Raw genomic sequence first — 2054 nt, forward strand, 5'->3', positions numbered from 1 at the left:
CTACGCGCGGCGGCTCAAGACCCTGAAGGGCCTCACCCCCTACGAGATCATCTGCCGATCATGGGCCGCAGACCCCCATAGGTTCACCGCAAACCCGCACCATGAAATGCCGGGACCAAACATCTAGGCTTGCGTGCCACGTGATCGCCGCTACCGGAACCGCCGCAGTGCCATGGCCTGGCGGATGCGCCTCTCGGCCAGCGCCACGGCGGCTGCGCGCGGCGTGGTCCGGCGCGATGCCGCCTCGTCCAGCACCTCCGCCGTATTGCGCCGGATGCGCTCGACGATGCGCGCCAGGGCCTCTGCCTCGCTGCCGCCGGCGTATTCGACGGCGGCGCAGATGACGCCGCCGGCATTGGCGATGAAGTCGGGCAGCACCGGGACGCCGCGCGCATGCAGTGCCACTTCGGCCTCCGGCGTGAAGGGGATGTTTGCGCCCTGGGCGACCAGCCGCGTGTTGAGCAGCGCGACGTTGTCCCCCCGCACCACATCCGGCCGCGCCGCGGGAATCCAGATGTCGCAGGGCACCGGGAGGATGTCGTCCGGCGTGCCCCTGCGCCCGGCGGCATGGTCGCGCAGCGCGCCGCCGGAGAGCTTCAGGGCCGAGAGCGCGGCAACGTCGAGGCCGTCGGGATCCGATACCGTGCCGGCGCTGTCGCTCGCCGCGACCAGCACGGCACCGCGTGCCGCGAGCTCGCGCGCGGCATGCCGTCCCACCGCCCCGAAGCCCTGAACGGCGACGCGCGCGCCGCGCAGCGCCAGCCCGATACGCTCGGCCGCCACCTCAATGGCGGCGGCGAGGCCGAGCCCGGTCGCCCCGATCTCGTCGAGCGGAATGCCGCCGAGCACGCGCGGCAGGCCGACGGCGCGGCCGATCTCGTCGCGCACCCAGGCCATGCAGGTTTCGTCGGTGCCCATGTCGGGGCCGGGGATGTAGGCGTCCAGGCTGCGGATCGCCCGGGCGAAGCCGCGCACCAGCGCCTCCTTCGCAGCGATGGGTTGCCGCGGATCGGCAATGATCACCGCCTTGCCTCCGCCATGCGGCAGGCCTGCGGCGGCGTTCTTCATCGTCATGGCGCGCGCGAGGCGGAAGGCCTCCGTCGCGCCGGACTCCGTGGCCATGCGCACGCCGCCAATGGAGGGGCCGCAGGCTGTGTTGTCCACCGCCACGACCGCACGCAGGCCGAGGGCAGCCTGGTGTATGTGCACCACCGCCTCCGGTCCGAGATCATCGGCGAAGCTGAACGGATCGGTCATGCCTCGGTCGCCAGGTCGGCGATGACGGCGTTCAGGAAGCGCGCCGCCTCTGCCCCGGTAACGGCGCGATGGTCGAAGCTCAGCGACAGCGGCAGCAACCGCCGGACCGCGATCTGCCCGGCATGGATGGAGGGGCGTGCCGCGATCCGCCCGGCGCCGAGAATCGCGACCTGCGGCGGCACGATGCTGAGCGCGGCATAGCGCCCGCCGAGCGCACCGAAATTGGACAGCGTGATGGTGGCGCCGCGCAACTCATCCGGTTCGAGCGAGCGGTCGGCGAGGCCCCGCTTCAGCCGGTTGAATTCGGCGCGCAACTCGGCCAGGGAGCGACGTAAGGCATCGTGCAGCACCGGCACGAACAGCCCCACCTCGGTTTCCACGGCGATGCCGAGCGCGACCTCCGCGTGCAGCCGGCGCGCCTGCGCGTCACCGTCGAACCAGGCGTTGAGCGCCGGTGCGGCGCGGCAGCCCGCGATCACGGCACGGGCCAGCCGCATGGTGTGGTCCGTCCCCGGCGGCCAGGCTTCGACATCGGCGTCGTCGCACAGGGTCGTGGACGCTACCTCGTCGCGGGAACGCGCAATGTTGCGCGCCATCGCGAGGCGTGCACCGGTCAGTGGCTCGAAGCCGGCAGGCGTTCCTGGCGACACCGCGGCCTCGACATCGCCGAGCGTGATCGTCCCGCCCGGGCCGGTGCCGGCGATGCGGCCGAGGTCCAGCCCGCGCTGCGCCGCCAGCGCCCGCGCGGCCGGCATCGCGCGCGGTGCGGCGCCCAGATCCGAGGAGCACACGACTGA

At 72.7% G+C, this 2054-nt stretch carries 2 protein-coding genes and 1 pseudogene; 1 reads left to right on the plus strand and 2 read right to left on the minus strand.

The features are described 5' to 3' along the window. Window positions 1-127, plus strand: a pseudogene (locus tag HW578_RS28085) (IS481 family transposase); the annotation flags it as partial. Between the two features lie 23 nt (window positions 128-150). On the opposite strand, the gene HW578_RS25835 reads toward HW578_RS28085, so the two are convergent. Both HW578_RS25835 and HW578_RS25840 read right to left on the minus strand, forming a co-directional pair. Beyond that, window positions 151-1257 carry a Glu/Leu/Phe/Val family dehydrogenase gene (locus HW578_RS25835; RefSeq protein WP_198373577.1) on the minus strand — a complete coding sequence of 369 codons (1107 nt, stop codon included), beginning with the start codon at window positions 1255-1257 and terminating at the stop codon, window positions 151-153. Beyond that, window positions 1254-2054, minus strand: an 801-nt coding sequence (locus tag HW578_RS25840) for a dihydrolipoamide acetyltransferase family protein (RefSeq protein WP_198373578.1), incomplete at its 5' end; no start/stop codon positions are given. The genes HW578_RS25835 and HW578_RS25840, both read right to left, overlap by 4 nt.

The sequence above is a fragment of the Roseomonas rosulenta genome, assembly GCF_016106005.1.
Taxonomy (GTDB): Bacteria; Pseudomonadota; Alphaproteobacteria; order Acetobacterales; family Acetobacteraceae; genus Neoroseomonas; species Neoroseomonas rosulenta.